This is a genomic window from Ruegeria sp. YTSC199, assembly GCF_059609725.1.
In genome coordinates, this window is record NZ_JBXWMF010000005.1 from 183,657 (window position 1) to 208,725 (window position 25,069).

27 protein-coding genes are annotated in these 25,069 nt (G+C 58.4%); 16 read left to right on the top strand and 11 right to left on the bottom strand.

The features are described from left to right. Nucleotides 1–52: 52 nt before the first annotated feature. Nucleotides 53–781, top strand: a complete 729-nt coding sequence (locus AC2FEE_RS06715; RefSeq protein WP_496863926.1) for a c-type cytochrome — start codon at nucleotides 53–55, stop codon at nucleotides 779–781. Here AC2FEE_RS06715 and AC2FEE_RS06720 read toward each other — a convergent pair. Continuing rightward, nucleotides 775–2,727: a 4Fe-4S binding protein gene (locus AC2FEE_RS06720; RefSeq protein WP_496863928.1), complete on the bottom strand. Its 1,953-nt coding sequence runs from the start codon at nucleotides 2,725–2,727 to the stop codon at nucleotides 775–777. The genes AC2FEE_RS06715 and AC2FEE_RS06720 overlap by 7 nt on opposite strands. A gap of 232 nt (nucleotides 2,728–2,959) precedes the next feature. Here AC2FEE_RS06720 and AC2FEE_RS06725 point away from each other — a divergent pair, with 232 nt between their 5' ends. From AC2FEE_RS06725 to AC2FEE_RS06775, 11 genes are all read left to right on the top strand, one after another. Beyond that, nucleotides 2,960–3,514 (top strand): DUF3305 domain-containing protein, encoded by a 555-nt coding sequence (locus AC2FEE_RS06725; protein WP_496863929.1) that lies wholly within the window; start codon nucleotides 2,960–2,962, stop codon nucleotides 3,512–3,514. Then, nucleotides 3,511–4,071, top strand: a complete 561-nt coding sequence (locus AC2FEE_RS06730; protein ID WP_496863930.1) for a DUF3306 domain-containing protein — start codon at nucleotides 3,511–3,513, stop codon at nucleotides 4,069–4,071. The genes AC2FEE_RS06725 and AC2FEE_RS06730 overlap by 4 nt, the downstream gene beginning before the upstream one ends. Before the next feature lie 4 nt (nucleotides 4,072–4,075). Beyond that, complete coding sequence (locus AC2FEE_RS06735; RefSeq protein ID WP_496863931.1) at nucleotides 4,076–4,687, top strand: TorD/DmsD family molecular chaperone; 612 nt, start codon at nucleotides 4,076–4,078, stop codon at nucleotides 4,685–4,687. A gap of 61 nt (nucleotides 4,688–4,748) precedes the next feature. After that, nucleotides 4,749–4,937 (top strand): ubiquinol-cytochrome c reductase iron-sulfur subunit N-terminal domain-containing protein, encoded by a 189-nt coding sequence (locus AC2FEE_RS06740; RefSeq protein ID WP_142634359.1) that lies wholly within the window; start codon nucleotides 4,749–4,751, stop codon nucleotides 4,935–4,937. 133 nt (nucleotides 4,938–5,070) lie between these two features. After that, complete coding sequence (locus AC2FEE_RS06745; RefSeq protein WP_496863933.1) at nucleotides 5,071–7,965, top strand: formate dehydrogenase subunit alpha; 2,895 nt, start codon at nucleotides 5,071–5,073, stop codon at nucleotides 7,963–7,965. Nucleotides 7,966–7,976: 11 nt separating this feature from the next. After that, nucleotides 7,977–8,570: a formate dehydrogenase FDH3 subunit beta gene (gene fdh3B, locus AC2FEE_RS06750; protein ID WP_170324620.1), complete on the top strand. Its 594-nt coding sequence runs from the start codon at nucleotides 7,977–7,979 to the stop codon at nucleotides 8,568–8,570. A 110-nt stretch (nucleotides 8,571–8,680) separates the two neighbouring features. Then, on the top strand, nucleotides 8,681–9,031 hold the full coding sequence (locus AC2FEE_RS06755) for a putative quinol monooxygenase (protein WP_496863934.1): 351 nt from the start codon (nucleotides 8,681–8,683) through the stop codon (nucleotides 9,029–9,031). A gap of 27 nt (nucleotides 9,032–9,058) precedes the next feature. Beyond that, complete coding sequence (locus AC2FEE_RS06760) at nucleotides 9,059–10,258, top strand: formate dehydrogenase subunit gamma (protein WP_496863935.1); 1,200 nt, start codon at nucleotides 9,059–9,061, stop codon at nucleotides 10,256–10,258. Next, nucleotides 10,259–11,536, top strand: coding sequence for a c-type cytochrome (locus tag AC2FEE_RS06765; RefSeq protein WP_496863936.1), 1,278 nt, complete (start codon nucleotides 10,259–10,261; stop codon nucleotides 11,534–11,536). After that, the gene (locus AC2FEE_RS06770) at nucleotides 11,533–11,658 is read left to right on the top strand and encodes a hypothetical protein (RefSeq protein ID WP_496863937.1); all 126 of its coding nucleotides are present in this window, start codon (nucleotides 11,533–11,535) and stop codon (nucleotides 11,656–11,658) included. Before AC2FEE_RS06765 ends, AC2FEE_RS06770 begins: the two co-directional genes overlap by 4 nt. Beyond that, nucleotides 11,659–12,531: a substrate-binding domain-containing protein gene (locus AC2FEE_RS06775; protein WP_496863939.1), complete on the top strand. Its 873-nt coding sequence runs from the start codon at nucleotides 11,659–11,661 to the stop codon at nucleotides 12,529–12,531. A 6-nt stretch (nucleotides 12,532–12,537) separates the two neighbouring features. On the opposite strand, the gene AC2FEE_RS06780 is transcribed toward AC2FEE_RS06775, so the two are convergent. The 10 genes from AC2FEE_RS06780 to AC2FEE_RS06825 form a co-directional block, all read right to left on the bottom strand. Next, nucleotides 12,538–13,353: an ABC transporter substrate-binding protein gene (locus AC2FEE_RS06780; RefSeq protein WP_496863940.1), complete on the bottom strand. Its 816-nt coding sequence runs from the start codon at nucleotides 13,351–13,353 to the stop codon at nucleotides 12,538–12,540. A 21-nt stretch (nucleotides 13,354–13,374) separates the two neighbouring features. After that, nucleotides 13,375–14,109 (bottom strand): ATP-binding cassette domain-containing protein, encoded by a 735-nt coding sequence (locus AC2FEE_RS06785; protein WP_496863942.1) that lies wholly within the window; start codon nucleotides 14,107–14,109, stop codon nucleotides 13,375–13,377. Further along, on the bottom strand, nucleotides 14,102–14,815 hold the full coding sequence (locus AC2FEE_RS06790; protein WP_496863943.1) for an ABC transporter permease: 714 nt from the start codon (nucleotides 14,813–14,815) through the stop codon (nucleotides 14,102–14,104). Before AC2FEE_RS06790 ends, AC2FEE_RS06785 begins: the two co-directional genes overlap by 8 nt. Before the next feature lie 154 nt (nucleotides 14,816–14,969). Next, a complete protein-coding gene (locus AC2FEE_RS06795) occupies nucleotides 14,970–15,965 on the bottom strand; it encodes an ABC transporter substrate-binding protein (RefSeq protein WP_496863944.1) in 996 nt (331 codons plus the stop codon). A gap of 58 nt (nucleotides 15,966–16,023) precedes the next feature. Beyond that, nucleotides 16,024–16,869, bottom strand: coding sequence for an ABC transporter permease (locus tag AC2FEE_RS06800; protein ID WP_496863946.1), 846 nt, complete (start codon nucleotides 16,867–16,869; stop codon nucleotides 16,024–16,026). Further along, complete coding sequence (locus AC2FEE_RS06805; RefSeq protein ID WP_496864026.1) at nucleotides 16,869–17,798, bottom strand: ABC transporter permease; 930 nt, start codon at nucleotides 17,796–17,798, stop codon at nucleotides 16,869–16,871. Before AC2FEE_RS06805 ends, AC2FEE_RS06800 begins: the two co-directional genes overlap by 1 nt. Beyond that, nucleotides 17,791–18,588, bottom strand: coding sequence for an ABC transporter ATP-binding protein (locus AC2FEE_RS06810; protein ID WP_496863947.1), 798 nt, complete (start codon nucleotides 18,586–18,588; stop codon nucleotides 17,791–17,793). The genes AC2FEE_RS06805 and AC2FEE_RS06810 overlap by 8 nt, the downstream gene beginning before the upstream one ends. Nucleotides 18,589–18,590: 2 nt before the next feature. After that, entirely contained in the window at nucleotides 18,591–19,043 is a 453-nt protein-coding gene (locus tag AC2FEE_RS06815; RefSeq protein ID WP_496863948.1) for a hypothetical protein, read from the bottom strand. A gap of 10 nt (nucleotides 19,044–19,053) precedes the next feature. Beyond that, on the bottom strand, nucleotides 19,054–20,508 hold the full coding sequence (gene hydA, locus AC2FEE_RS06820; protein ID WP_496863949.1) for a dihydropyrimidinase: 1,455 nt from the start codon (nucleotides 20,506–20,508) through the stop codon (nucleotides 19,054–19,056). Between the two features lie 92 nt (nucleotides 20,509–20,600). Continuing rightward, nucleotides 20,601–21,851: a Zn-dependent hydrolase gene (locus tag AC2FEE_RS06825; RefSeq protein ID WP_496863950.1), complete on the bottom strand. Its 1,251-nt coding sequence runs from the start codon at nucleotides 21,849–21,851 to the stop codon at nucleotides 20,601–20,603. A 170-nt stretch (nucleotides 21,852–22,021) separates the two neighbouring features. Here AC2FEE_RS06825 and AC2FEE_RS06830 point away from each other — a divergent pair, with 170 nt between their 5' ends. The 4 genes from AC2FEE_RS06830 to AC2FEE_RS06845 all read left to right on the top strand — a co-directional run bounded on the left by AC2FEE_RS06830 (nucleotide 22,022) and on the right by AC2FEE_RS06845 (nucleotide 24,811). Next, on the top strand, nucleotides 22,022–22,630 hold the full coding sequence (locus AC2FEE_RS06830; protein WP_496864028.1) for a TetR family transcriptional regulator C-terminal domain-containing protein: 609 nt from the start codon (nucleotides 22,022–22,024) through the stop codon (nucleotides 22,628–22,630). 442 nt (nucleotides 22,631–23,072) lie between these two features. Further along, nucleotides 23,073–23,594, top strand: a complete 522-nt coding sequence (locus AC2FEE_RS06835) for a ricin-type beta-trefoil lectin domain protein (protein ID WP_496863952.1) — start codon at nucleotides 23,073–23,075, stop codon at nucleotides 23,592–23,594. Then, nucleotides 23,576–24,268, top strand: a complete 693-nt coding sequence (locus AC2FEE_RS06840; RefSeq protein WP_496863954.1) for a PEBP family protein — start codon at nucleotides 23,576–23,578, stop codon at nucleotides 24,266–24,268. The genes AC2FEE_RS06835 and AC2FEE_RS06840 overlap by 19 nt, the downstream gene beginning before the upstream one ends. Before the next feature lie 21 nt (nucleotides 24,269–24,289). Continuing rightward, nucleotides 24,290–24,811 (top strand): ricin-type beta-trefoil lectin domain protein, encoded by a 522-nt coding sequence (locus tag AC2FEE_RS06845; RefSeq protein ID WP_496863955.1) that lies wholly within the window; start codon nucleotides 24,290–24,292, stop codon nucleotides 24,809–24,811. Nucleotides 24,812–25,069 lie beyond the last annotated feature (258 nt).

Here is a 25,069-nt window from a genome sequence, read left to right on the forward strand (position 1 = left end):
CGTCTCATTCAGTTCATTTGACGCATTCGGGGCCAGATCGTTAGGTTGGGCCATGCGCTTTGTTCTCTTGTGCCTGAGCCTGACGCTCTCTGCCACCCCCACTTGGTCGCAGGAGACGCTGGGCCTTGCGGCCCCGGCCGAGATTACAGACTCTGGTCTGTTGCAACATATCCTTCCGCGCTTCTCTCTCAAGACCGGGATACGCGTTATTGCGGATGATGCGGGCGTTTTGGTGCTGGAAACGGCACCGCCGGGCGATCCGGTCTTCGCCCGTGACAGCGTAGTCTATCACCTGCGGATCGGAGATGACACCAGACATGAACGGTTCCGCGACTGGCTGTTGTCCGATATCGGCAAGAACACGGTTGAGAGCTTTACCCCTGAACAGGGCGCGTCTTTCTCTGCCCGTTTCGAAGTAACGACGGCCCAGCCCGACAAGGTGATCGATGGCGACACCGCCCGCGGTGAGGAACTGTCGATGACTCATTGCGGGCGCTGCCACGTGATCGGTCCAAAGAACCGCATGAACGGGTTGGGATCGACGCCCTCGTTTGCCGTACTGCGGGCGATGCCCGATTGGTCCGAAAGGTTCGAGGCATTCTTTGCGCTGAACCCTCATCCCGCCTTCACCCAGATCGACGGGCTGACCCCGCCTTTCGATCCCACGCGCCCCTCGCCCATCTACCCGGTCGAAATGACCCTGGAAGAGCTGGACGCCATTCTGGCTTTCGTCTCGATCATCAAGGCAGCCGACCTGGGTGCTCCGCTGCAGCTTCAGTGATCCTTTCGTTTTGAGAAATAGTCCTCGGTCGTGACCACCTTTGGCTTTGGCTTGGACTGGAACGGATTGTCCTGCTGCTGGAACTGCGCGTTCACACGGCAATTGTCACACATCTGGATCATCCGCGCCTGGTCCGAGGTGGCAAACATCGGATGCGTGCCCGAGAGTTTCTCCATGATCCGCTCGACCGTGGATTTCACACCGAACAAAGCACCGCATTCGACACAGGCGAACGGTTCTTCTTCGTTCAGCACTTGCTGCGACAGTGCAGCATCACTGAGGTCGAGTTGCGGAACCAGAGTAATCGCATCTTCGGGACAAACACCCTTGCATAACCCGCATTGAAGGCAAGCATCCTGCTGGAAGTTCAGCTGCGGCTTGTCGGGGTTATCAACCAAAGCACCCGACGGGCAGAGCGAGACACAGCTAAGGCACAACGTGCAGGCATCCACATTCACTGCCACGGCCCCATAAGGCGCGTGTTCGGGCAAAGGCAGCGGAGCCTCCACCTGCGGATTCAGCGCCTGCGCCGACAGCCGCGCGATTTGTCTGCGGTTGCCCAGAGGCAGCACCGGGTCGCCCAGTGGTTGCGAGACGTCCTGAGCGTATAGCAGATCAGCCATCGCGTCCGGGTCGGTCTCATCCATCAGCCCGACCTTGCCCGGCCCGGCAATCGCCTGCGCCAGCGCCAGTTCCCGGTCCAGAGCATCCCGTTCAGTTGTCGGTGCCAACAGCACGTCGACTCGGGCAAAGCCATGGGCCAGCGCGGCCAGCATCTCGGCATGACCGAAGCCTGAGATGACGTTCAACTCCAACGGAATGACATCCGCCGGAAGGCCACGCCCGAACCGGGCAGACAGCCGGATCATCTCGGCCCCGTAGGCTTCATGCACCAATAAGCGTGGCGCGCCGCCCCCCGCCTGCCGATAGGTTCGCGCCAGAATATGCATCCGCGACAAGAGGGCTGAGACCGGCGGGTCTTCGTAGGTGATCGCAGTCGACGGACACACTGCCGCGCATTCCCCACATCCAGCGCAGACCATCGGGTCGATGGATACATGCTCGCCAGCCGGAGTGATCGCACCTGTCGGGCAAATGTCCAGACAGTTGGTGCAAGCAACCTGTTCGGCGCGGGAATGGGCGCAGAGCGTCGCTTGCATTCGCACATAAAGCGGTTTTTCGAAGGTCCCTACCAGTTGTGCCGCCTCGAAGACTAGGCGCTCGACAGCGACCGCATCCTTGGGGTCGGCACGCAAATAGCCCTCGCGCTTGGATGGGGCCGGCAAAAAGGACGTCCCTCCATTCAGATCGATCACGATGTCACAGGTCGATTTCGCCCCATCACGCGGCTCGGACCACGTGAAAGCACCGCGCCCACCCGGTGCGACTTGCTGCAGGGCGTCCAGCCGCAGCGAGAACCCTCCGAGCGCGCCGGTCAAAGACCGCATCTGCCCGCGCACCACGTCAAAGGCCCGCGATACCGGTTGGACGTCATCGGTGACCAGCACCGTAACCGCCAGCGTGGTCGCCAGCCGTTCGGCCAGATCAAAACACAACTCACCCTGTCCGATGATGATGCATGTACCTTCGCTGAACACATCCACGCTGGACGTGATCGGCTGCGGCAACAACGCTTCGGCAGCCAGTGCCGCCATCTTGGGCGTGGCATCCTCACCCTGCTCGGACCACCCGGCGCGGTCGCGCAGATCGACAAAGCCCGGCGTTTCTATATTTAACTCTTCGGCAAGCGCACTGAACACCTCCTGTTCCTGACCACAGGCAATCACGACTTCCCGGTCCTGCATCAGCGATGCTGCGGTTTCCAACTCAGCGGTGCATAGGGCCGTGTGAACCTTGGAACACTCTGCTTTGCAGGCGGACGCGATTTTCTCGGCGTTCAGTTTTTGTGTCCCTGCACAGTCGCATAATAGAAATTTTGTTCCCATGGCCTCCCCTCCCGGACGTCTCCCCATCTCGGGATCAGATTAGGGTGTATGCAAAAAGTGGCAATCCCTGCAGACCAAACTACTTTCGGCATTGGGTCGGTGAAGTGGCTCAGACTCATAAACAAACGGTGATCGCGTCCGTGGCCAAAAAGTTCAGGCTTGGCACAAAGCTAACTTGTGTACCATAGTAGGCGCAGTGGAAGGTAGGGGAGAGCCTTCCGGGGAGGACTAAGTGGCGAAGGCCGCAAGCCAGATTGAAATGCCAATCGGCGTCGTCGTGCGCAAAACACCCGGTGTCACCCGCTGGGCGAAGTGGAACTGGCGCGCCGTTGCAGTGTTGCCCGGTGCGGGGCCTGCCGATTGGCAGGAACTGCGCCGAGAAGGCGAGGCTGTGGAGTATCACGCCGCTACCCTCCCTCTTACCCTCTGGGTCGACGAAACCGAAGCCTACATGGTCAACCTCTCCGACGGTCAGCCCTCAATCTACTTGGTTCTGCGTGACGCGCTGGATGGTGAACGCCCGATGGATGCGGTGCTTGTCACTGCATCTCCGTTCGAAGGGCAGGACTACGCAGATACCGGCGAAGAGATTGTCGAGAAGATTCCGATGACCGAAGGGCTGATTGCATGGGTCCGGGATTTCGCTCTGGAACATCACCGCGACGAGGTTTTCGTCAAACGCCGCCGTGACAAGAAACGCACCGATCTGGTCGAGGACGGCAAGGGAGATGCGCGTATCCGCCAGGACTCGGATGTCTACCGCGCCCCGCGGAGGATCGTGCAATGACGCAAGCTCGTGATTTCTGGTCCCGTCGAAAAGCGGCAGTGCAGGCCGAAGCCGAGGCCGAGGTCATCGCGGTTGAAGAACAGACACTTGCTACCCAGCAAGCCGAGCTGGAGCAGAAATCCGATGCCGAGATTCTGGCCGAGTTCAATTTGCCCGACCCGGACGAATTGCAGGCAGGCGATGATGTCTCGGGCTTCATGGCCAAGGCAGTTCCCGATCGTCTGCGCCGTCGCGCACTGCGCCGGTTGTGGCGACTAAACCCGGTACTGGCAAATGTGGACGGGCTGGTTGATTATGGCGAGGATTACACCGACGCCGCCTGCGTGATCGAGAACATCCCCACAGCCTATCAGGTCGGCAAGGGCATGCTGGCCCATATCGAAGCTCTGGCAACGGAAGCCGAAGAGATCGAGCCTGAACCCCTAACTGATGAACCGGAACCAGAAATGGTCGATGAACCGCCGTCTGAACCGGTCGTCATGGCCGAGGCAGAAGACCTCGAAGAGGTTGAGATGCCCCCCACCCCGCGCCGCATGAAATTTGAGTTTGAAGGATAACCCCATGACCGCAGGCAACGCGCAACAAATGGATGTTTCGGCCGAAGATCGCCTGCGCGCGGATTTCTACAATTTTCTTGGGCTGCTGTTGGCGGCTCCGCCGGATCAGATGTTGCTGGATCAGGTGGCCGGTCTGACCGGAGATGGTACTGACCTGGGTCAGGCCATTCAGGCGATGGCGCGCGTGGCCAAGGTCACGAAACCTGCCGCAGCCGAGCGGGAGTTCAATGCCTTGTTCATCGGGCTGGGGCGTGGTGAGTTACTGCCTTATGCCAGCTTTTACCTGACCGGGTTCCTGAACGAAAAACCGCTGGCACAACTGCGCAACGACATGGCTGCACGCGGGATTACGCGGGCACAGAACGTGTTCGAACCCGAGGACAATATCGCATCGTTGATGGAGATGATGGCGGGTACAATCGTTGGTCGTTTCGGCACACCCGCCTCGTTGGAGGATCAGAAAGCGTTCTGGAACAAGCATATCGGCCCCTGGGCCACGCATTTCTATTCGGATTTGGAAGCTGCCGAAGCTTCGGTTCTTTATGCCTCGGTCGGCACGGCCGGACGGGTATTCATGGAGATCGAGCGCGAAGCATTCCGAATGACGACAGCGTGAAGCGCTGTCATTCGCCAACGTCTTTAGGGGCGTTAAACTGCAATTGGGAAAGGAGGATCCCATGAGCAAGACCAAGGAAGAAGGCGCCACACGCCGCGACTTCCTCAAACTGGCCGGAACCGCAGCGCCCGCTGCCGTCGCCGCCGCCAGCCTGAGCGGTCAAGCCGAAGCAGCCGAGCTGCCTACGGACGAAACCCGCATGCAGGACACAGCGCATACCCGCGCTTACCTGGACAGCGCGCGCTTCTAAGCCGCCTCGACTGCGCCCGGTTCTCTGACCGGACGATGTCACCTACCCGGCGGACGGTTGCGATTGGCCCTGATGTCGGCATCAAAAGTACCAAGCCAGCCATGGCTTACATGGCGAGCAAGGGAGGAAACCAATGCTAAGGAAAAAGACCAACGGGGTTGCGAGACGCCCCCAGCGGACAAGTATCCTGTCCCAGGTCGGCGAAAAAACCGTCGATCGCCGCGCATTCCTGCGTGGCTCGGGCCTGACGATCGGCGGCCTTGCCGCGATCAGCGCCACGGGTGGAACCGTGACGCCGGCCAGTGCCCAGACAGCGGCAAACCAGGCCGTTGAAAACATCAAATCCGTATGCACCCACTGCTCGGTCGGCTGTACAGTCGTTGCCGAAGTGCAAAACGGCGTCTGGATCGGGCAGGAACCCGGTTGGGACAGCCCGTTCAATCTGGGTGCACACTGCGCCAAGGGGGCCTCGGTCCGCGAGCATGCCCATGGCGAGCGCCGCCTTAAATATCCGATGAAAAAGGAAGGCGGCGAGTGGAAGCGCATCAGCTGGGAAGAGGCGATCAACGAGATCGGCGACGGCATGATGAGCATCCGCGAGGAATCCGGTCCGGACAGCGTCTACTGGCTGGGTTCGGCCAAGCACAATAACGAACAGGCCTATTTGTTCCGTAAGTTCGCCGCCTATTGGGGCACGAACAACGTGGACCATCAGGCCCGAATCTGCCACTCAACCACGGTTGCGGGTGTTGCGAATACATGGGGCTACGGCGCCATGACCAATTCGTATAACGACATCCATAACTCTCGGGCCATCTTCATCATCGGCGGCAACCCGGCCGAGGCGCACCCCGTCTCGCTGCTGCACGTTCTGCGCGCGAAAGAGCAGAACAACGCCCCGCTGATCGTCTGCGATCCCCGCTTTACGCGCACTGCGGCGCATGCGGATGAGTATGTCCGCTTCCGCCCGGGCACAGACGTTGCTCTGGTCTGGGGTATCCTGTGGCACATCTTCGACAACGGATGGGAAGACAAAGAGTTCATCCGCACCCGTGTCTGGGGCATGGACCAGATCCGAGAAGAGGTTTCCAAGTGGAACCCGGATGAGGTGGAACGCGTCACCGGAACCCCAGGTTCGCAGTTGAAGCGCGTTGCGCGAACCATGGCCAACAACCGTCCCGGCACGGTGATCTGGTGCATGGGCGGTACGCAGCACACCAACGGCAACAACAACACCCGCGCTTACTGCGTGCTTCAGCTTGCTCTTGGTAACATGGGCACCTCGGGTGGTGGCACCAATATCTTCCGTGGCCATGACAACGTGCAGGGCGCGACGGACCTTGGTGTTTTGTCCCATACCCTGCCCGGCTATTACGGCCTGTCGAAAGGTGCGTGGGGCCATTGGGCGCGTGTCTGGGGTGAAGAACCCGAATGGCTGGCCGGCCAGTTCGCCACAATCAAGGACAAGGACGGCAAGGACAAACCGCTACAGAACGAGCGCGGCATCCCGGTCTCTCGCTGGATCGACGGTGTTCTGGAAGACCCGGCCAACATGGATCAGGACAACAATGTCCGCGCCATGGTTCTTTGGGGTCATGCTCCAAACTCGCAAACGCGGGGTCCGGAAATGAAGACGGCGATGGAGAAGCTGGACATGCTGGTCGTGATCGACCCGTATCCCACCGTCTCGGCCGTTCTGCATGACCGCACCGATGGCGTCTACCTGTTGCCGGCCTGTACACAGTTCGAAACCCGTGGCTCGGTCACGGCATCGAACCGCTCATTGCAATGGCGCGACAAGGTGGTAGAGCCGCTGTTCGAAAGCTTGCCGGACGAGGTCATCATGGCCAAGTTCGCCAACAAGTTCGGCTGGGCGGATCGGCTTTTCCGCAATATCGAGATGGAAGACGCCGAGACTCCGAATGTTGAAAGCATCACGCGTGAGTTCAACAAGGGCCTCTGGACCATCGGCTATACTGGTCAATCGCCAGAACGCCTGAAAAGCCATATGGCCAACCAGCACACGTTCGACAGAACCACGCTGCAGGCGATCGGTGGCCCCAACGACGGCGAGTACTATGGTCTGCCCTGGCCTTGCTGGGGAACGGCTGAGATGGGTCACACGGGGACACCAAACCTCTATGACATGTCAAAACCGGTGGCCGAAGGCGGCCTGACCTTCCGCGCCCGTTTCGGTGTGGAGCGCGATGGTGACAACCTGCTGGCCGAAGGGGTCTATAGCGTGGGCTCGGAAATTCAGGACGGATACCCTGAATTCACGATGCAGATGCTGATGGACCTTGGCTGGGACGGCGATCTGACGGCGGAAGAACGCGCTGCGATTGACGCCGTTGCGGGACCAGAGACCAACTGGAAAACCGACCTCTCCGGCGGAATCCAGCGGGTCGCGATCGAGCATGGCTGCGCGCCCTTCGGGAACGCCAAGGCCCGCGCGGTTGTCTGGACCTTCCCGGATCCGATCCCATTGCATCGCGAACCGCTTTATACCAATCGGCGCGATTTGGTGGAGGACTATCCGACCTACGAGGACCGTCAGGCCTATCGCCTGCCCACGCTGTATGCATCGATCCAGAAGAACGACTTTTCAAAGGATTACCCGATAATCCTGACGTCCGGTCGTCTGGTCGAGTATGAGGGCGGCGGCGAGGAAAGCCGGTCGAACCCGTGGCTGGCTGAGCTGCAGCAGGACATGTTCGTCGAGATCAACCCCCGCGATGCCAACAATCTGGGCATTCGTGACGGAGCTCAGGTCTGGGTCGAAGGTCCCGAAGGCGGCAAGGTCAAGGTGATGGCGATGCTGACCAACAGGGTTGGTGCCGGGGTGGCTTTCATGCCGTTCCACTTTGGCGGCCATTTCCAGGGTCAGGACTTGCGCGAGAAATACCCCGCAGGCGCCGATCCCTACGTTCTGGGTGAGAGTTCAAATACCGCCCAGACTTATGGCTACGATTCAGTAACCCAGATGCAGGAGACCAAAGCGACTCTCTGCAAAATCTCGGCAGCGTAAGGAGGACGATAATGGCTAGAGCAAAGTTTCTCTGCGACGCTGAACGCTGCATCGAGTGCAACGCCTGCGTCACCGCGTGCAAGAACGAGCACGAGGTCCCATGGGGCATAAACCGCCGTAGGGTGGTGACGATCAATGACGGCAACCCGGGCGAACGCTCGATCTCGGTTGCCTGCATGCATTGCTCGGATGCGCCCTGTATGGCGGTCTGCCCGGTGGACTGCTTCTATCAGAACGAAGAAGGTGTCGTCCTGCACTCCAAGGACCTGTGCATCGGTTGCGGTTATTGTTTTTACGCGTGCCCGTTCGGCGCGCCACAATACCCGCAGGCGGGCAACTTCGGATCACGCGGCAAGATGGACAAATGCACCTTCTGTGCCGGTGGCCCCGAGGAAACGCACTCGACTGCGGAGTTCGCTAAATACGGTCGCAACCGGATCGCCGAGGGTAAACTGCCCCTCTGCGCCGAAATGTGTTCCACCAAGGCCCTGCTCGCCGGTGACGGCGATGTGGTCTCGGCTATTTACCGCGAGCGTGTCGTCGCGCGTGGATTTGGCTCGGGCGCATGGGGTTGGGGCACGGCCTACGACCAAAAAGACGGTTAACTCCGTTTGAAAATGGCGGCTCCGCGGTGTCAGCCACGGGGCCGCCTAAGCCCGGTCACAACCTGTTGGCCGAGCATATGTAGGCGTGACCTGTCCGAGAGGAACCTTCTATGACTTCAGATGTTTATTGGCTGCTGAAACTCGACCTGCAGGCAAATCAGGATGTCGCATTCGATGAGCTGATGGCTGAAATGGTAGAGGCAACACTGAAGGAAAGCGGCGCAAAATCCTATGAATGGCATCGCAGCGGATCGGCTGTTCACATCTTTGAACGTTACGCCAGTTCCGATGACGCGATGATCCATATGCAGGGCTTCGGTGCAAATTTTGCCGATCGTTTTCTAGCAATTCTGACACCGATGCAGTTAGACGTTTACGGACCGGCAAAAGAAGACCTGCGCGCAGCTCTTACCCCCGTTGGTGCGACCTTTCACAAGCAAGTCGGCGGCTTTGACCGGTAAACACGAACGACACAGGAGATTCGACAGATGCGCCTGATCCAAATGCTGCTGATCCCCCTTTTTCTTACAAGCTTCGCCTGGGCTCAGGAAAATGTGGACATCCCTCAGGAATCTGACCGCAGCACGACCGGCGGCGCAACCACTTTGGAAGACATTCTGGCCCGCCAACGTGGCGAAAAGGTCGACAATAGCTACCGATCGGATAACACCGGACAGGGCAATGCCGAGGGTCTGCTGGGCCAGTTGGGCACGCGCGGCGTGGCCTCTGACAGCGATATTTACCGCGCCATACGCTATGGCTCGGCCGATACCACGGTTTCGTCCAAAGGACCCGCAGCGGGGGTACTGATTCAGGATGGCGGCATGTGGTGGCTGAACTTCCGCACCGGGCCGCTGCGTGAATACGGAACCTATATTCTTGGCGGGATGATCGCCATCATCGTTTTGTTCTTCCTGATCCGCGGGAAAATTCGCATAGACGGAGAAAAGACCGGCCGCACTGTCACCCGATTCAATGGCCTTGAACGCTTCGGACACTGGCTGTTCGCCGGATCTTTCCTGGTGCTTGGGGTAACCGGACTGCTGACCCTCTATGGCCGTGATTTCCTGATTCCGATCTTCGGGAAAGAAGGTTTCGCGACCATCGCTCAGGGATGCAAATGGCTGCATAACAATCTGGCTTGGTCCTTTATGCTGGGGCTGATCATCGTCACCGTGAACTGGATCGCCCATAACATTCCCAATCGGACTGACCTGAAATGGCTGGCCGCCGGGGGAGGCCTGTTCACCAAGGGCAGCCACCCGCCCGCCAAGAAATTCAACGCGGGCCAAAAGGTCATCTTCTGGGCCTGCATCCTGCTGGGCGTCTCGATCAGCCTGTCGGGGCTGTCGCTGCTATTCCCGTTCGAACTGCCGATGTTCGCAAAGACTTTCGAGATCGCCAACTCCACCGGTATTCCACAGATGCTGGGTCTGAACCTGCCAACGCAGATGTCACCACAAGAAGAGATGCAATACGCACAGGTGTGGCACGTGATGGTCGCCTATGTGTTCATCGCCATCATCATCGCCCATATCTACCTTGGCTCGGTCGGCATGGAAGGCGCGTTCGATGCGATGGGCACCGGCGAGGTCGAAGAGCAATGGGCGCGCGAACACCATTCGCTGTGGTTGGAAGAGGTGCAGGAAAAAGAGGCCAGCAAGGCGGCAGCCTCTCCCGCTGAATAGATGCACCGGCTGGTTCTGGCACTGGCGCTGGTTCCCCTACCCGCTTTGGCCGAGTTCTTTACACTCAAGGGCCACGGCGGGCCGATCATGGGGATCGCCACTGCGCCCGACGGGCGGATTGCCACTGCCAGTTTCGACAATTCCGTCGGCTTGTGGTCGGACCGCAAGCCGGAATGGCTTGAGGGGCACGAGGCCTCTGTAAACTCCGTAGCCTTTAACGGGCACGCGATCTATTCGGCCGGGGATGACTTTACCCTGCGCCGGTGGCCGGGCGGAGAGGTTGTCGGGCGGCACAAAGGCAAGATCGTGGGGCTTGCAGCCTCGAAAACCCATGTGGCCACCGCCAGTTGGGACGGCACGATCGGTCTGTGGCCCGAGGATGGATCAGCCCCGAAAGTGCTTAAGACGGGCAGCGGCGTGAACGCCGTGACGTTCTCCTCGGATGGCGCGACGCTGTATTCGGCAGACATGGACGGAACGCTGCGGGCCTGGGATGTAGCCGCGGGGCAGGAAACCCGACGACTGGTCGAACATGGGTTTGGTGTTAACGAACTGGTTCTGAACGACCAAGACAACTGGATCGCTTATGGCGCGGTGGATGGCGTCACGCGCATTCTGGACCTGACTACCGGAGACGTGCGCGACTTTACGCTCGACCGCCGCCCTATTCTGGCCCTGGCGCTGAACCCAGATCGCAGCCTGTTGGCTGTGGGCGATGGTCAGGGCTATATCATGGTGATCGACACCGCCGAATGGCGTATCGCGCAGGATTTCCGCGCAACACTTCGTGGGCCGGTCTGGGCGCTGGCCTTTTCCACCGACGGCCAGAATCTCCACGCTGGCGGACTTGATGACGCGATGTACAGCTGGCCCGTCAGCACACTTGGCGATCAGGCGCAGATGGCTGCGACCGAACCCAGTTTTCTGAAGAACCCCGACGAGATGAGCAACGGGGAACGCCAATTCGCCCGCAAATGCTCGATTTGCCATAGCCTGACGCCCGACGGGCAAAGGCGCGCGGGGCCGACCCTGCATGGCGTGTTCGGACGCAAGGCGGGTACATTGCCTGGATATTTCTACTCGGACACGCTGCAAGACTCTGATATCATTTGGAATGACGAAACGATAAATGCCCTTTTCGACCAGGGGCCTGACCACTACATTCCGGGGTCAAAGATGCCGATGCAACGGATTACGCAGGCCCAGGACCGCGACGACTTGATCGCCTTTCTGCGTCGCGCGACAGCACCGGTAAACGGGACCGGAGGAGACCAATGAAAGCCTTTCTTGCCGCTATGGCCGCAATGGTCGTGATCACTGTTGCCGCGCCCTTTGCACTACAACAGATCGGGTTCAGCGCCGCGGATGCCGGCTCTGGTACAGCGGTTCGGCTCGACTGAATGCCCGAATATCTGACGACGAAAGAACTGGCCGACCTGCTGCGCATTGGCGAGCGCAAGGCTTATGATCTGGCTTCCTCAGGCGAGGTGCCCTGCGTTCGCGCCATGGGCAAGCTGTTGTTTCCCCGGGCCGAGGTCGTCGCGTGGCTGAACGCCTCACGATCCGGCCCGCAGGTGGCCGAACCGCCCCTGCCCCCAATTGTCGCCGGCAGCCACGATCCTCTGCTAGACTGGGCCCTGCGCGAAAGCGGTTCGGGACTGGCCACCTATTACGACGGTTCGTTCGATGGCCTGAATCGCCTGAAGGATCGCAGCGCACAAGCTGCCGCATTGCATATCCACGAAGACGACGGGTTTAACACACAAACCCTGCGTGACATGCTGGGTGAAGCCCCGGTTGTTCTGTACGAAATCGCACACAGGCAGCGCGGGTTGCTGCTGGCCCCCGGTGTGACCGGTATCTCTGGCTTTGCAGACCTGAAAGGTCGCCGGGTGATCCTGCGTCAGGACAGTGCCGCAAGCCAACGGCTGTTCGACACACAACTCGAGACTCATGGCCTGTCGCGCGAGGATCTGGACACCTTGCCCACCTGCGCCCGCACTGAAGAGGAACTGGCTGTAGCCTTGCATGACAGCAAGGCCGAAGCCGGGTTCGGCCTCGGCGCTTTGGCGGGTTTCTATGATCTGGACTTCACCCCGACCCATTCCGAACGCCTGGACCTTGCGATCTGGCGCCGGGCCTATTTCGATGACCCGATGCTCAAACTTCTTGGGTTCGTGCAATCGGATCGCTTTACCACCCGCGCCACCGAACTTGGTGGATATGATCTGTCCGGTCTGGGCACGATCCACCACAACGGCGCGAGCGGTTAGCCTCGATCACTTGGCGTTGGGAAAGAACAGCTGCTCACCATCCAACTGGAATGACTCTATTGCCGCCTGCCCATCCGGGCCGGTCAGCCAGTCGATGAACCTCTGCCCAGCGGCCGCCCGCACGCGCGGGTGCTTTTCTGGGTTCACAAGGATAACGCCATACTGATTGAACAAGCGCGGGTCACCTTCGACCAGAACCTCAAGGTTGCCTTTATTCCCAAAGGACTGCCAAGTCGCACGATCTGTCAGGACGTAGGCGTCCATCCCGCTGGCCACATTCAAGGTCGCACCCATACCCGAGCCCGTCTCACGATACCACTCGCCCGAGGCCTTGGTCGGATCAGCTTCCGCTACTCCCCACAAACGCATCTCGGCTTTGTGGGTTCCGCTATCATCACCACGTGACGCAAATGGCGCCTCGTACTCGGCCACGGCACTCAGAGCCGCCACGATATCTGTGCCACCATTCACCTTGGCAGGGTCCGATGTTGGCCCTACGAGGACAAAATCGTTGTACATCACGTCAAAACGCTCAACGCCCCAACCATCAGCGACGAACTGCTCCTCGGCCTGTTTTGCGTGCACCAGCAACACATCACCATCCCCGTTGACCGCATTTCGGATCGCCTGACCAGTGCCAACCGCAACGACACGTACGTCGATGCCCGTCTCGGCCTCGAACCCCGGCAGGATGTAATCCAACAGGCCCGAGTTCTGAGTCGATGTTGTCGATTGCACGACGATAAACGGCTCTTCGGCGCTGACTGCCGTTGCGGTCAGGCCAAAAGTTACCAATGCTGCCCGAACAATATTCCGGATCATTTCGATCTCCATATTATTTGATTAAGTCACCAGCCCACCAGCCAAATACCGGCGTGAGGCGTCGCTTTCAGGGGTATCAAGTATCTGTTTGGCTGCCCCATGTTCAACCACATGGCCACCCTGCATCATTACGATATCGGCGGCCAACCGCCGAGCCTGCCCGATGTCATGTGTGACCATGACGATGCGCACTCCGCAGGTCGAGGCGCGCAGAACCATCTGTTCGATCATCTGCGTCGCGTTTGGGTCCAGCGCGCTGGTGGGTTCGTCCAGGAACAGCGTTTCGGGATCCAAAGCGAGCGCGCGCAGGATGGCAAGCCGTTGCGCCTCACCCCCCGACAAGGACCGCGCGGATTGCCGTGTTTTGCCGTCCAGCCCACCTTCGGCCAGCAGCTCTTCGATACGGGCTTTACGGGTGCTTCGGGGCAAACCTCGCCGCTTTAAAACAAAGTCCAGATTGGCCGCAACCGACCGACGCAACAACACGGGTTGTTGAAAAACCATCGCCTGCCGCGCCTTGTGTTCGGCGTTCAGGACCACCCCATCCTGTCTGACCTGCCCGCGGTCGGGTACGATCAGCCCGTGAAGGCAACGCAGCAGAAGACTTTTACCCGACCCGTTCGGCCCAAGGATCAGGGTCGGCCCCGGCCCGTCAAGCGCCAGGTGCGGCACATCCAGCAGTACCTTGCCTTTGCGGGTGATCCGCACCCCATCCACCGACAGGCAGCTAGCCATTTCCGAAACCAGATCACGCATGGCGCAGCCCCTCCTGCTCGGCTCGCAGGCTAAGCGTGCTGACCATGGCGTTAACCGCTACGGCAATGCCTATCAGGATAGCGCCAAGCGCCAATGCCAGCGCCAGATTGCCCTTGGACGTCTCAAGCGCGATGGTCGTAGTCATCACCCGGGTCACATGGTTGATATTGCCGCCGACGATGATAACCGCCCCGACCTCGGCAATCGCGCGGCCAAACCCGGCCAGTAATGCGGTCACCAGCGCCAGCCGCGCGTCCCACAGCAGCACCGGGACCGAAGCCAGCCGTGACACGCCCAGCGAACGCAGCTGTTCCGAGTATTCCTCGGCCAGCATCTCGACCACTTGCCGGGTCAGCGCTGCTATGATGGGGGTGACAAGCACCACCTGTGCAATGATCATCGCCGTCGGCGTGTAGAGCAACTCAAGAATGCCTAACGGCCCCGAGCGTGACAGCATCAGATAGACCAGCAAACCCACAACAACCGGCGGGAACCCCATCAAGGCGTTCATCAGGACTATCAGCGCCCGCCGTCCCGGAAAACGCGCAACCGCCAGCGCGGCCCCCACGGGCATACCGATCAGAGCCGATATCAGGACCGCAAAGATGGAAACTTTCAGGGACAACAGCACAATCGCCCACAGCTCTGCGTTCCCGTTCAGGATCAAAGCCATTGCTGAACTGAATTCTGTTGCAAATAATTGCATTTTCTACCACATACCGTGTATTTCGTACAAAATACGTCTTATTTCATAAGGATACTAGACCATTTAGTCGCCAAGTACAGACACGATTTCGACATCCCCAAACGAAAACGCGGCCCCGATTGGGACCGCGCGAATTCAGGTTGTGAAACTGGGTTCAGTTCAGCGCCGCATCTGTGATCTGATGTGTCCAGGCCCCGTCGGGCTCTTTGGTGATCGCAGGGTTTTCCGCTGAAACTGCCGAAAGCAGCGTTTTCACAGTCTGCTCATAGTCGGCGGGATCAAGCGCTCCGTCAGATCCTTCAATCAGTTTAGCAACCTCACCCATCATGTAGACCTGATGATCCAACTCCTGCGCGCCGGTTGCGTCGAAATCAAGAACGATCTCGGCAGCTTCTTCCTGATGCTCGGCGGCGTATTCCCAACCTTTCATCGACGCCCGCACGAAACGGATCATTTTGTCGGCAAACTCGGGATCGTCCAGGTTTTCTTCAAGAACGTACAATCCGTCCTCAAGCATGCCGAAACCCATCTGAAGGTAGTTGAAGGTGACCAGTTCTTCAGGCGTGATGCCTGCCTGCAGGATCTGGCGATATTCATTGTAAGTCATGGTCGAGATGCAATCCGCCTGCCCTTGAATCAACGGATCAGCAGAAAACGCCTGCTTCAGAACGGTCACGCCGTTTTCATCCGCGCCGTCTGTTTCAATCCCCAGTGACGCCATCCACGCATAGAACGGGTATTCGTTTCCAAAGAACCACACACCCATAGTCCTCCCCGGGAAATCATCAGGAGATTCAACGCCTGTCGATTTGAGGCAGTTCACTTGCAAACCACCGGTTTTGAAAGGCTGCGCAATATTCACCAGCGGCACCCCGCGCTCGCGCGCGGCCAACCCAGCTGCCATCCAGGTCGTGATGACATCCGCCCCGCCACCAGCAATCACCTGTTCTGGTGCGATATCAGGGCCACCGGGTTTGATAGTGACATCCAGCCCCTCTTCGTCATAGAACCCTTTGGCTTCCGCCACGAAATACCCGGCAAACTGAGCTTGGCCGACCCACTTCAGTTGTAGTGTGACCTCATCCGCTGCCAAAGCTGTGCTGGCTGCCAGACTCAAGGCGGCGACCGCCCCGCTGAGTAGCTTGTTCATCTTCTATCTCCTAGTTGCTATTGACGCCCCATTTTCGGGGTCTGATTAATTCAAGTTGTCACCCGCGTTGCGATGGGTGCCAGAATGTCACCGCCTTTTCGATCATGGCGACCAGACCGTAGAACGCCGTCCCGGCCAAAGCGGCCACGACGATCTCGGCCCAGACCATATCCAGCGAGAGTTGTCCGACACTGGTTGAGATCCGGAAGCCCATGCCCACAATGGGTGAACCAAAGAACTCGGCAACGATAGCGCCGATCAACGCCAGAGTGGTAGAAATCTTTAGTCCGTTGAAAATAAACGGCATCGCTGCGGGCAAACGCAGTTTGAGGAAGCTCTGCCAATAGCTCGCCGCATAGGTCTCCATCAGGTCACGCTGCATGGCCGTGGCCTCTCGCAACCCCGCCACGGTGTTCACCAGCATCGGGAAGAAAACCATCACCACGACCACAGCGGCCTTGGAGTGCCAGTCGAACCCGAACCACATCACCAAGATCGGAGCGGTCCCGACAATCGGCAATGCCGCGACAAAGTTTCCGACGGGCAGCAGGCCGAGGCGCAGGAAATCCCAGCGATCCACCGCAATCGCCATCAGGAAAGCAGATCCGCAGCCGATGATATAACCGCTGAGCGCACCTTTGAGGATAGTTTGCACGAAATCCGCCCACAGGATTGGAAGACTGTCGGCAAAACGAACGGTGATAACCGACGGCGCTGGTAGTATGACCAAGGGTACTTCGAGCCCACGAACCACCAGTTCCCAGATGCCAATCACGGTCAAGCCAAACACCAGCGGTGCCACAAACCGCACCATCCGGGTATCGGCATAAGGCCCGCTGGCCAAGCGTCCGTTCAGCCACCAGCCGAACAGCCACAGAAGGATCGCACAGAAAACAAGGATCATTACGCTATCCCCATCCGCTTGAGAACCGTTCGCTCAACCAGTCCCAGCAACCCGACCAGACAGGCCGCCAGAATGGCTGCGGCAAACAGGGCCGACCAGATTTGCACCGTCTGACCGTAATAGCTGCCCGCCAGCAGGCGCGCACCCAAACCGGCGACCGCGCCCGTTGGCAATTCGCCTACGATGGCCCCGACCAGAGAGGCCGCGATACCAATCTTTAGCGAAGTGAACAGGTACGGCATCGACGCCGGCAAGCGCAGCTTCCAAAACCCCTGTGACCGGTTGGCGTTATAAGTCCGCAGCAAATCCAGCTGCATCGCATCTGGGCTGCGCAGGCCTTTGACCATGCCAACGACGACGGGGAAAAAGCTGAGATAGGCAGAGATAATCGCCTTGGGAATGATCCCCTGAACACCCACCGAATACAGCACCACAATGATCATCGGAGCCAGCGCAATGATCGGAATGGTCTGGCTGACAATGGCCCATGGCATCACCGAAAGGTCCATAACCCTGCTGTGAACGATCCCGACGGCTAACAGAATGCCCAGCCCGGTACCGATCGCAAAGCCCAGCATCGTCGCGCTTAACGTCACCCAGCCGTGATAGAACAGCGACCGTTTCGAGGTGATCTTCTTCTGCGCCGTCGTCTCCCACATCTCGATGGCCACCTGATGTGGAGCTGGCAGACGGGGCCTTTCCTGCTCCCACGTGGCCGGAATGGCAAATCTGTTGTTCAACGCTAGTCCGAATTCGGACATGTCCCGCCGATCCTTGGCGGACGGAGGCTGCACCTCTGCGCCTGCCCTTTCCTGTTCGGTCAGAACACCCTTGATGTTCATCGGCACACAGGCGGCGTACCAGAATACTCCGATTACCAATAACACCGTAAGAACGGCCCAAAACGCATGTAGCTCCTGTCTAAACATCTGCATGCCCAGCCCGTAGCCCCTCGCGTACACGATGCGCCACTTCGATGAATTCCGGCGTATCGCGAATATCCAGCGGTCGTTCTTTCGGCAGAGGGCTGTCGATCACATCCGTGATCCGCCCGGGCCGGGGGCTCATCACGACGATCTTGGTGCTGAGATACACTGCCTCGGGGATCGAGTGAGTTACGAACCCAATGGTCTTTTCCGTCCGCGCCCAAAGCGCCAGAAGCTGCTCATTCAGGTGGTCGCGCACGATCTCATCCAGCGCGCCAAAGGGTTCGTCCATCAGCAGAATATCGGCATCGAACGCCAGCGCCCGCGCAATGCTGGCCCGCTGCTGCATCCCGCCCGACAGCTGCCATGGAAACTTACCGCCAAACCCTTCCAGATCAACAAGTTCGAGAACATTCCTGACCCGATCTTCCTGCTCCTTGCCCGAGTATCCCATGATCTCAAGCGGCAATTTGATGTTCTTGGCAATAGTCCGCCACGGATACAGCCCCGCCGCCTGAAACACATAGCCATAGGCCCGGTTCCGCCGCGCCTCATCCGGGGTCATGCCGTTGACGGTCAGGGCGCCACCGGTCGGTGTCTCCAGCGCCGCGACACAGCGCAGAAAGGTGGTCTTGCCGCACCCCGATGGGCCGATAAAGCTGACGAAATCGCCCTTGTCGATCGTCAGGTTCACATCCTTGAGCGCATGGATCGGCCCGTCATTGGTCTGGAAGGTGAGGTCGAGATGATCCGCCCGGATTACGGATGCGAGGTCATTTGATTGAGGAACCATATTTACTCGATTGTTGGTAAGGCAATCAGTGCTGCGACCAAAGCCGCAGGAATGCCAAAGTTAAGTAGAAAGCTGAGGTTTAACAGGCCATCCAGGGGATCAGATGCTGCAATGAGCAGAACCCCCAAAAGCCAGGCCACGACAGAAGTTGCGGCGGCGGCAGTCAAGTTTGGTCCGTATCGACCGAACGGCAAATACGACACCGCATTTCGGACGATCCTGAAGACCACGCTTCCAGGAAAAAGCGCAAACAACAGAATTGGTCCCCAAATCACCCATCCGAACAAGACCGTGAATAAGAGGCCAGCGCCAAACACACCAATCTGAGAGAATACCGGTTCCTCAGGATTGGCGCCTGCCCACATCAGCCAAACCCAGAACGCGAGGATGGCAAGAGCCGTTGCCAGCACCGAAAAGCGGACAAACTGTATTGGTGTTGGATTCCTGGTGTCCATTGTGGTTCCATCAAACCCCGGTTGCCGGGATACCCGTCCGTTCCACCGGCCGCGGCGCGGTCAGTTCTTTCCAGGTGCTCAGGGCCTTGTTCACGTGACCGTTCGGCTCGCGCGCAACAAACTTACCATGTCCTTCCTTCGTACGGATTTCTCCGTCATGCACCGCCACGTGCCCACGGGTCAGGGTAAAGCGCGGCAGGCCTTTGACCTCTTTGCCCTCGAACACGTTATAGTCGATCGAGGATTGCTGCGTGTCCGCGCTGATCGTTTTGGTTTTTTCAGGGTCCCAAACCACGATATCCGCATCCGCACCCACAAGGATTGCACCCTTTTTCGGGTAACAATTCATGATCTTGGCGATGTTTGTTGACGTCACAGCGACAAACTCGTTCATCGTCAGCCGACCGGTGTTCACCCCATGCGTCCACAGCATCGGCATCCGATCTTCCAGACCGCCAGTTCCGTTCGGAATCTTGGTGAAATCCCCTACGCCATAACGCTTCTGCTCGGTCGTAAAGGCGCAATGGTCGGTCGCCACAACGCTCAGCGTGCCGGAATGCAGACCGTTCCACAGGCTATCCTGATGCTGCTTATTCCGGAACGGAGGACTCATGACCCGCCGCGCTGCGTGGTCCCAGTCCTGATGGAAATACTCGCTCTCATCTAATGTCAGGTGCTGGATCAGAGGCTCACCCCATACTCGCTTACCCTGCATCTTGGCCCGGCGAATGGCCTCATGCGCCTCTTCGCAGGAGGTGTGCACCACGTAGAGCGGCACGCCCGCCATGTCGGCGATCATGATGGCGCGGTTGGTGGCCTCACCTTCCACCTGCGGCGGACGCGAATAGGCATGCGCTTCGGGGCCGGTGTTTCCTTCGGCCATCAGCTTGGCCTGCAACTCGGCTACTACGTCACCATTCTCGGCGTGCACCATGGCTATCCCGCCCAGTTCGGCCAGACGCTTGAAAGATGCAAACAACTCATCGTCATTCACCATCAGCGCGCCTTTGTAGGCCATGAAGTGCTTAAACGTGTTGATGCCGCGCGTCTCGATCACCGTCTTGATGTCATCGAACACTTGCTCGCCCCACCAGGTCACGGCCATGTGGAAGGAGTAGTCGCAGTTCGCCCGCGTCGACTTGTTGTCCCAGCGCTTCAAAGCATCCAGCAGGCCCTCACCGGGGTTCGGCAGCGCGAAGTCCACCACCATCGTGGTGCCCCCGGCTAAAGCCGCGCGTGTGCCGCTTTCGAAATCATCGCTGGAATAGGTACCCATGAACGGCATTTCCAGGTGCGTGTGCGGGTCGATCCCGCCGGGCATGACATAACACCCGGTCGCATCCAGTTCCTTGTCACCTTTCAGATCCATTCCGATCTCGGTGATAACCCCACTTTCGACCATTACATCCGCCTTGTAAGACAGATCGGCGGTCACGACGGTCCCGTTTTTGATAACAGTGCTCATCTTAATCTCCCTGTTGCGGTCTGCGCCGCTTGCTTCATCTGGCCAATAGCATCCCGGGGGAGTCTCCCGGTAGGCGACGGGGACGGTACCCCCTATTCTACGATTTCCGCCGTCTCGACGACCGCATGAAACAGAACATCCGCGCCGGCCGCAGCCCAATCCTTGCTGATTTCCTCGGCCTCATTGTGGCTCAGCCCATCCACGCATGGGCACATCACCATCGCAGTCGGCGCTACGCGGTTGATCCAGCACGCATCATGCCCAGCGCCCGAGATGATGTCCCTATGCGAATAACCCAACCGCTCGGCCGCATCGCGCACGGCGGCCACGCAACCTGCGTCGAATTCTACCGGATCGAAACCGCCGACCTTCTCGAATTCGATCTGCAGACCCATCTCATCGACAATATCCTTGGCGGCGACATGCAGACGGTTCTCCATATCGGTGATAACATCCAACTCGGGTGAGCGGAAATCGACCGTAAATACCACCTTGCCCGGGATCACATTGCGCGAGTTCGGGTACACATCGATATGCCCTGCCGCACCCACGGCATGAGGCGCGTGTGACCAGGCGATCTCATCCACTTTCTCCAGAATACGCGCCATCGCCAGCCCGGCATTTTTGCGCATCGGCATCGGGGTCGAACCGGTATGGGCGTCCTTGCCCATCACAGTGATCTGGGTCCAGCTCAGGCCCTGCCCGTGAGTTACAACGCCGATGTCTTTGCCTTCGGCCTCAAGAATCGGCCCCTGTTCGATATGCAGCTCAAAGAACGCATGCATCTTGCGGGTGCCGACCTCTTCGTCGCCGCGCCAGCCGATACGCTGCAGTTCATCGCCGAATTTCTTGCCCTCGGCATCCTCGCGGTCATAGGCCCAGTCTTGCGTGTGAACCCCTGCGAAAACGCCCGAAGACAACATGGCCGGGGCATAGCGCGTGCCCTCTTCATTGGTCCAGTTGGTCGCAACAATCGGATGTTTGGTCTTGATGCCCAGATCGTTCAAGGTGCGGATAACCTCCAATCCGCCCAGCACACCCAGCACGCCGTCATACTTACCGCCCGTCGGTTGCGTATCCAGATGCGAGCCGACATAGACCGGCAGCGCGTCGGGATCAGTCCCCTCACGGCGGGCAAACATGTTGCCCATCTGGTCCAGCCCCATCGTGCAACCGGCATCCTCACACCATTTTTTAAACAGCGCGCGCCCCTCGGCATCATCATCCGTCAGAGTCTGCCTGTTATTGCCACCCGCAACGCCGGGGCCGATCTTGGCCATCTCCATCAGACTGTCCCACAACCTGTCGCCATTGATTCTGAGGTTCTGCGCCGGAGCTGCCATTTTCTTTTCCCTGTTGCTTGCGATTTGGCTCGCTTTTGGTGTCTTGATTTGACCATCTGGTCAAACTCACGCTATCACGGGTTGGCTATCAGTCAAGAAATTGCGAGACGCCGTCGATAATTTTGGCATAAACGGTGCCTGCTTGCCGGAAAATGAGACAACCTGAAAACATGCCCAAAGATCGCGCCCCAACCAGAATTCAGAAAAAGAACCGAGCAGCAATTCTGGACGCTGCCCTGAATGTGTTCTCGGCACACGGGTTTCGCGGCTCGACCGTTGATCAGATCGCGACCGAAGCCGGGCTGAGCAAACCAAACCTGCTGTATTATTTTCCGTCGAAAGAGGCGATCCATACCGCCTTGCTGTCCGGTCTTCTGGACGTCTGGCTCGCCCCGCTTCACGATCTGGATGAGGCCGGCGACCCGTTGCAGGAAATCCTTTCCTACATCCACCGCAAACTGCAGATGAGCCGCGAACTGCCGCGTGAAAGCCGCCTGTTCGCCAATGAGCTGGTCCAGGGTGCGCCGCGCATTCACGACGCGCTGTCGCAGGATCTGAAACAGCTGGTGGATGAGAAGACCGCGGTCCTGAAGCAATGGATGGACGACGGCAAAATCGCGCAGGTTCACCCCTATCACCTGATCTTTTCGATCTGGGCACTGACCCAGCATTACGCGGATTTCGATGTGCAGGTTCGCGCGATTCTTGACGACGAGGACCCGTTCGAGGGCGCCGAACCGTTTATCGACACGCTCTATCGCAAACTGCTCAAACCATAAAAAGGGGCCGTTCACCCCAGCCCTTTACAGTAAGTGGCGCAGGTAAACGATAGTGAAGCTCGGAGCTTAATGTCCGCTCCGAGCCCAAAGCGACCAATGCGGCGACATACATAAATGTCTGTTTCCAACTCCAAGAATAATTGCGACGGAAATTAACTAATCAGTCGTTGTACTAATACGGACAACGGAGAAGAGAATGCCCGACCGCGCACGATTACTACCTTTCATCGCATTGGTTGTCTTTTCTGGGATGAGCTTGCTCGCCGTAGAAACATCAGAGACACTTGCAGTCGCAGGGTACACGCCTGTCACTGACGGTGAACTCAATTGCGTGGGGCGATGCCACGCTACAGGCAACGCGACCCTTGAGTTGAAAACCTTGGAGTGAAGCGCTTGAACCTCACGACCAGATCGCACCGAACACAGAAACGGAACATGGCCCATGAAACCTGATATCCTGTTCAATTCCATTATGGTATTTGCCTTCATTGCCGCGCCTGCGCTTGCCGGTTCACCGAAGCTGCAAACGCCTGCTCCCGTCATCTACTTGGCCGACAACCTTGACGAACAAGACGACTTCGGTTGGTGCATTGACACGCTTGGCAGAGGATTTGCCGAGCGACTGCAAGCCCATTCCTGCAAACCGGAAGGCGGCGACGTGCAGTTTTCGTTCGATGCCAAAACAGGAAATATTCAATCGGTCGCGTTCTCGGACTATTGCATGTCTCATCAACCCAACGAGGAAAGCACGTTCGCCCTCGTCCCCTGCGATACTAACGCAACTGACCAGCAGTTCGTATTCGACGCAGAGAGCCGCGCCATTCGTACATCAGATGACGAAAACACTTGTGTATCCGTTGGCCAACACAGCCAATCTGCCGGGCCGTACATGTCACGGGCACTCGTTTTGACCGACTGCGTGACAACTCCTGAAGCGCTCAAGGAATGGGTGATTCTGGAATGAGACGCGCTAACGACTCCACAAAAGGACGTTTACTGAAACCAACAATTTCCCTAATCGCGCTATCCTTTGTGACGCCCGTGGCCCTACAGGCCGAGACCTTCTCTGCGGATGTCTGGGCCGACAATTGGTTCGAACTGCGCGTAAATGGCACCCAAGTTGCTGAAGACAGCGTGCCGATCACGACGGAACGCTCGTTCAACGCCGAGAGTTTTGATTTTTCGGCTGAGCGCCCTTTTGTGCTGGGCCTTGTGGCCAAGGACTTTAAAGAAGATGATACGGGATTGGAGTATATCGGCACCCGTCGTCAGCAAATGGGCGATGGTGGCGTGATCATGCAAATCAGGGATGCCTCTGGCGCGACTGTGGTATTAAGCAATGCTGACTGGCAATGCCATGTGATCCACGCCGCACCGCTAGATAAAACTTGCGAAAACGAAAACGATCCCGTCGCGGGCACTGCCCCGTGTGGATTTGATGCCAGCGAAGAGCCTGCAGGCTGGGATGGTGCTGACTTCGACGCATCGTCTTGGGCAAGCGCAAGCGTTTTTTCTGAGGCTGAAGTCGACCCCAAACTCGGGTATGATGAAATCTCTTGGGATGCGTCCGCCGAATTGATCTGGGGCCCGGATTTAGAACAGAGCAACACCGTTTTGTGCCGTTTGACTGTCAACTAACACCCAAGGACAACCAACATGTTGAAATCAACCCTGACGACCATTGCTGTTTTAAGCACCGGGATGGTCCACGCGGAAAACGTCGAAATCTATGTCGTCGATATGCTCGACAACATTCAGAACGGTTATTGTATCGACATAGCAAAAGGTAAAGGCGCTTCTGCCAATCCCGAAGATGGGCTTCAAGCGCACACCTGCTACAGCCCGCTCGGCGAAGTGCTGGTAGATCAGGCGTTTGATCCGGAGCAATTCGCGGACGGTGTCCTCTTTATGCCTGAGTTTGACGTCTGCATGCAGGCTACCTCGACCGAGGCCGATGCGCCCGCTGAATTAGCCGCCTGTGATGGCTCCACAGCCCAAAGTTGGGTTTTTGACGGCGAAGGCACCATAGCCCCTGCGTCTGCCCCGGAAATGTGCCTAACCCTGACGGGTGAGACCAGAACCGGTCGCAGCGAGGAAAACCAGATGATCGCAATGACGCTTCAGGCGTGCTCTGAAGAACAAGCAGCGTATCAAACCTGGTCTAATCGCACTGCGGACTGACAGGGGGCCAAGGAAGCACTCAAATTGTGCTTTTGGGGCCGACAACCAGAGTCAGTGCAGGTTTCTGTAAGTATCGTCAGCGTTCATGTTCTCGAAAAGCCGATATTAGGTTAAGCGCCTCGAATTGGCGCTTTTCCCGCATAGCGGACATTCACGAAATTCTGCTGAACGACCGCATTGAGCCCAAAGCGGTCACTCAAGGCCTGCCCCGCAAGTTGATTTTTTGCCGCGCCAACTAGTCCAATGACAGTCACCCGT